The 5,675-nt window shown below is 44.2% G+C and carries 5 protein-coding genes; 3 read left to right on the top strand and 2 right to left on the bottom strand.

Going from position 1 to position 5,675, the window contains the following annotated elements:
• The first annotated feature begins 222 nt into the window (after positions 1–222).
• A complete protein-coding gene (gene psb34, locus ACE1CC_RS33050) occupies positions 223–390 on the top strand; it encodes a photosystem II assembly protein Psb34 (protein ID WP_413274682.1) in 168 nt (55 codons plus the stop codon).
• A gap of 231 nt (positions 391–621) precedes the next feature.
• Positions 622–1,815, top strand: a complete 1,194-nt coding sequence (locus tag ACE1CC_RS33045; RefSeq protein ID WP_413274683.1) for a homocysteine biosynthesis protein — start codon at positions 622–624, stop codon at positions 1,813–1,815.
• A gap of 128 nt (positions 1,816–1,943) precedes the next feature.
• Here ACE1CC_RS33045 and ACE1CC_RS33040 read toward each other — a convergent pair whose 3' ends face one another.
• Positions 1,944–3,179, bottom strand: coding sequence for a hypothetical protein (locus ACE1CC_RS33040; RefSeq protein WP_413274681.1), 1,236 nt, complete (start codon positions 3,177–3,179; stop codon positions 1,944–1,946).
• A gap of 389 nt (positions 3,180–3,568) precedes the next feature.
• Here ACE1CC_RS33040 and ACE1CC_RS33035 point away from each other — a divergent pair, with 389 nt between their 5' ends.
• Entirely contained in the window at positions 3,569–4,447 is an 879-nt protein-coding gene (locus ACE1CC_RS33035; RefSeq protein WP_413274680.1) for a tetratricopeptide repeat protein, read from the top strand.
• Between the two features lie 101 nt (positions 4,448–4,548).
• On the opposite strand, the gene ACE1CC_RS33030 is transcribed toward ACE1CC_RS33035, so the two are convergent.
• On the bottom strand, positions 4,549–5,166 hold the full coding sequence (locus ACE1CC_RS33030; RefSeq protein ID WP_413274679.1) for a TMEM165/GDT1 family protein: 618 nt from the start codon (positions 5,164–5,166) through the stop codon (positions 4,549–4,551).
• Positions 5,167–5,675 lie beyond the last annotated feature (509 nt).

Genomic DNA, 5,675 nt, shown 5'->3' with positions numbered 1-5,675 from the left:
GAAGTTTGTTAGACTTCCACCATCGCCAAGCTGTTTGGTATGAGATCCCTAAGTGCTTAGCATAGTCTGATAGCTTCATTGTTATATGATACTATGCCTGATTATATTTGTTTATATAATGAGAGAAGTTTTATAATACCACAACTCATTTAATCTATTGACATATTGTAAATAATTCGTTACATTTATTTACATAAGGTAACAAAAGAGAGAGAAAAACAAATGTACACCACTGATGACAGAGGGATTTTGAACAACTACGCTGTTGAACCCACCGTTTACTATGCTGAGTACCCTTCAGTTGAGCAACAGCAAAGATACCTTTTCCAAGGTGCTGTTTCAGTTTTGTTCGTTAGCTTGTTAGTTTTGACTGCCTTTGGGGTTAGCTAAGGATTAAGAAGATTTGAACCAAAGTGAATCGCGTCGATTATCGGAATTCTCCTCAATGAGCCTCAGCCTAAAAGCTGAGGTTTTTGCTATTTATGCCGATTCAGGGATAATTCAAATATGCAAAAGTAAAACAGAGAAATGCAGCGGTACAAAAGACGATCGCCTTCCTTAAAAAACATTCTCTGCGATCGAGTTTCTATCCTGATTGAAAAGTTAGATAATTGGTATTTTATGCGAACTATTGCTGAGATTAACGAGAAAATAAACAATCAAACGGTAGTGGTGTGGACAGTAGAGGAATTAAAAGTCCGAGTTGCAGAAGTTGGTGTCACCCAAGCAGCGAAAGAAGTGGATGTAATTACCACTGGCACCTTTGAACCAATGGAATCATCAGGGGCGATTATTAACTTAGGTCATACCGATCCCCCGATTAAAATTCGCTCTTGTTGGTTAGATGGAATTTTGGCTTATTCTGGTTTTGGGGCAGTAGATTTGTATTTAGGAGCGACTCAAAGCGTAGATTACGAACGTGGTGATGGTTTAGAAGAAGAATCAAAAGAACGGGGTGGTGGTCATGTAATTGAAGATTTAATTGCCGGAAAAACTGTGCATTTAAGAGCGATCGGACAAGTCACCGACTGTTATCCCCGCGCTTCCTTTGAAACCACAATTACCCGCGATACAATCAACCAATTTTATCTATATAATCCGCGAAATATCTACCAAAATTTTATTGTCGGAGTTAACGGAGGCGATCGACCACTTTACACCTACCTTGGCCCACTACAACCCCGACTGGGTAACGCCGTCTATTCCAACCCCGGAGCCATATCCCCCCTATTCAACGACCCCAACCTAGAAACGATCGGCATCGGCACCCGGATTTTCCTGGGTGGTGGCATTGGATACATAGCCTGGGAAGGCACACAAAACTTTACCCTCCAAAAACGCTTACCTAATCAAACCCCGATCGGTCCTGCTGCCACCCTCGCCTTAATCGGCGATGCCAAACAAATGGAGCGACGTTGGGTGCGCGGTTGCTACTTCAAAAACTATGGCCCCTCCCTAATGCTCGGAGTCGGTGTCCCGATCCCAGTTTTACACGAAGAAGTCATCAAAAAATGTGCCGTCCAAGACAAAGAACTAGTAGCACCAGTAGTTGATTTCTCCATTCCCCGGCGCGTGCGTCCCACCTTTGGACTAGTCACCTACGCTCAACTAAAATCCGGTCGGATCACCATTGAAGGCAAACAAGTCAGAACTGCTCCCCTCGCCAGCATTTATCTGTCCCGGCAAGTCGCGATCGAACTCAAACAATGGATCGGTGCGGGAAAATTCACCTTAACCGAAAGAGTTGCCCCTATTCCGAGCGATCGGGCATTTTTACCCCAAGATCGTTGGGGCGCAACGATCGCACTGGAATAGGCGCTCTCGGAGCAGGGGTGCTCTCGGTGCAAGGGAGAGAAGTCTTAAATTCCCCCCTTGGTAAGGGGGGCTAGGGGGGATCTAGGTATCATTTGCCCATTCCCTATTCCCTGTTCCCTTCTACCAACCTAACTGCTCCCCTCGCTACTAGGCTGGCGTTTGGGGCGCGGAACAGGTTTGGGAAGTGGTTTGTTGGCTCCGCCTGGAGGTGCTGAAATACCTTCTGGAGCACCTGGACGATGGGGACGATCTTTTTTCCAAGGTTTTTTTCCACCAGGGCCACCACCACCGCCAAAGCGTTTTCCTCCGGGGCGCGGTTTTCCTGGTCTTCTCTGGCGTACAGAGGCAATATCTTGTGCTTGTCGAATTACCAAAGCATCAGCTTCTCTGATTACCTGAAAGTCCCAGAAGTAACCTACAGCTTTCTTTTCCAAAAGACCATTGAGCGTCAATTTGAAGAATTTAGGTTTATCGCTTTCCTTCTTGGCTGCTTGCTTAATCTTGACGATGATTTTTTGTTCGTCTTGAGATTGGAAAACCACTTCACCACGAATGGAAAAATAACCATCTTCTGCTGGTTGAGCCGATTCTGGCGCTGCTGGTGCTTCTGCTGGTGCTTCTGCTTCTGACTCAGCAGCTAGACGCTCTTTATCTAATTTTTCTGGTTCCCAAACGCCAACTATTTGCACATGAAGGTCGCCTTGTTCTTGTCTGGTTCTGGGATAAACTACCCACAGGTGTTCGTTTGCCAAATCTAAGTGATTTTTGACTAAACTCATTACCCGACCTAGCAAGACAGCATCAATCTGTTTCCCATCTGCGACAATCACGTTACCACGAGTAAACTGTTCTTGACTCGGAACATATTTTCCCCGTACTAAACCAATAGCTCGATATTGCAAGGGTTCACTCGGAGGAGGAATTGGTTGTAGCCGTGATAGATTATCTTGCTCAGTTGTAGTATTGGCTTGATCAGAAGTTGTGTCTGAGTTGGCTGTTGGCGTAACAGGAGCAGGATCTACAGTTGGAGTTGGTTCAGCTTTTTTAGGTTCACTTTTGTGAACTGCAACAATTTTAGGAGTAGTTTCGCTCTTAGGAGTCGAAGGACTTCTGGGCGGGATAGGTTCAGCTGTAGTTTTAGGCGCACCTGTTGCTTTAGGTTCGCTCTTGGGAGTTGAGGGACTTTTGGGCGGGATAGCTTCACGAGTGGTTTTAGACTCACTTGTTGCTGTTGGTTCGCTTTTGGCTGTCGGGGCGCTTTTAGGCGGATTTGGCCGCCGCACCACTGGCAGCTCAGTTGCTGGAGCGGGTTCGGGATTACTAGAGGACTGAGGAAACTGATTAGGATTGGGAGAGGGACTCATAAAAACTCCTTGGAGCGGAGACACACTTCATTCTGGCTTGGGATGGAAAATGTCTGGTTTTGATTCAGGAGGATTGGTTGCTCCCCCTGTACCAGTCAACAGCCAAAACCTGTATTTACTACTCTATTCTTTTGCTGAACATTTCGTAATTCACAGGATGCTCACAATCCACTCTAATAAAGCAGTTGATTGCGATCGACAAGTTTTTTCGCCTGTCTATTTTACTCAATGCAATATCTATCTTGTTTCATCCGTAAAGTTTCAGTAATTATTTGCTATAGTTAACGATCGTCTTAATAGTCAGCATTGGGTGGCTTGTCTACCTGTTTGGTTTTGGTTACATCAGCGACCCATAGTTGATAATATTAATTAGAGTTCAAAGAAGTTTTGTGTCTGAAAAGCTCCGTCGCTGGTTGATTTTTGGGTTTTTGCTCTTGGGGACTATCTCTTTTGTGATTCCCACTATTATGCCTTTTTTGGGTGGCCCGCCCAATCAAGAATCCTCTTCGGCTCGAACACCTGCATCTATTCAAACGCCAGCCGGGAAGCAAGAGGAATTACTTGCTCAGGCGCGGGGTTATCAGTTAGTCCTACAACGAGAGCCTGATAATGAAACGGCTCTTAAGGGATTGTTGTTTACTCAGCTAGAGTTGGTACGTCTGGGAGTCGCTGATGTAAAAACTACGATCGAACCCTTGGAAAAGTTGGCGAAACTCAAGCCGGAAAATACGGAATACTCGGTTTTACTGGCTCAGGCTCGGCAACAAACTGGCGATCGCGAAGGTGCCGCTAAAGCCTATCGCTCTATTCTGGAATCTCAGCCAGGGGATGTCAAGGCTTTACAAGGTTTAGTCAGTTTGCTATTGGCTGAAGGTCGTCCCGAAGCTGCTATTGGTTTACTGCAAGATACTTTGGAAAGCGCTCCTAACCTGAACCAAATTAAGCCTAACACTGTCAATGTAATTTCTGTGCAACTGATGTTGGGACAGGTCTACGCTGAACAGGAACGCTATGCTGATGCTATCAATGTTTACGATAATGCGATTAAAGCTAATAAGGAAGATTTTCGCCCGGTTTTAGCTAAGGCTTTGGTGTTACAAAAACAAGGCAAAAATGAGGATGCTAAATCTCTGTTTAATTCCGCAGCTAATTTAGCTCCTGCTCAATATAAAGACCAAATTGTTAAATTAGCATCGTCATCTGCCGCCGCTGCTTCTCCTGCACCTGCTGCACCTACGACTCAGGAACAACCGGAAAATAACAATTAATTGGTCATTGGTAATTGGTCATTGCAATATCTGTACATCCTTGCCCCTGCTGATGATTTAATTAACAATCATTCAGGAATAACCAGTTACCAATTAACTTTTTAAACACCTTCTAAATAAGATACTAAGGCAAATAGGAGAAACAACATTCCTCCTATAGCTGTTAATCTACGTTCGGAAATTCTTTTGGCAATTAGTCTACCGCAAGTTACTGCGATCGCCGCACAAATTCCATGCCCTAAAATGGCTCCGGTGGTAACTCCAAAAGCATTGTATCCTGCTGCTAAACTAATTGTGGCAAACTGCGTGCGATCGCCCCACTCTGCTACAAATGTCATCACAAATGCTTTAATTACCACTGCTAAATTACTCTCTTTATGCCGGATTTTTGCTTCGGCTTTGTTCACCGCTTCTAAGGCTTCTTCTGCTTCGTCACATTCACCTTTAGCTGGCATAATGCTTGCTTCATAAAGTAACTTTAGCCCAAAGGCAACAAACAACACAATTTCTGCATAATAAACATATAATTTCGGTAAAAGCGACACCACTTGTCCCATTAAAACCGATAATATTGTCATTGCTGCTAAGGCTGCGGTAACACCAATAAATATCAGCTTCCGCGAATGACGCATCGCTAAAATTGCCGCAATAAAAAAGGTTTTGTCGCCTAATTCTGAGACTGTAATTAACAATAATCCAGCAGTAAAAGCTGTCAGCATTCTCTCAAACTCTCCTGGGTGTTTCTGCTTTCCCTGACTGAGCTTGATGAGTGCAAATAGACTTCACCAAGCTCACATCAGTTGTGAACTTAGTGAAGGTCTCGCTTGCAAGATTAGTAGGCTCAAACTTTACTTGAGCTTGAAAAACTTGTCACCCGAACCAGGCTCATCGCCAGTATGTTGATTCAGATGGGCTAGGCAAATCTTTATTCCCTATTTCTCAGATTCGCTAGCAGCTACTCCCCTTCGGTTACATTTGTAATTGTACATCTATCTTCTGGAGTAAACAAGTAGTTTTCTTCTCATTGTTGTTTCATTTTTTCGTTGAGTTGGCTGGGTATACTACGTATTTAAATATTTTCAGAGTTTTTATTGAACGTGCGTAAAACCCCATCCCAAGAGTGGGTGGGGATGAAAGCACGGTTAAAGGAGGGGGTTCGATGCCCCCTCCTTTAACAATTAGCGTCGTTTTTGGGAGTCAATATATCGCTTAACAGCTTCAGAAGAAG

It is taken from the genome of Floridaenema aerugineum BLCC-F46 (assembly GCF_041929345.1).
GTDB classification, from domain to species: Bacteria; Cyanobacteriota; Cyanobacteriia; order Cyanobacteriales; family Aerosakkonemataceae; genus Floridanema; species Floridanema aerugineum.
This window is presented reverse-complemented; position numbering and strand designations above follow the sequence as displayed.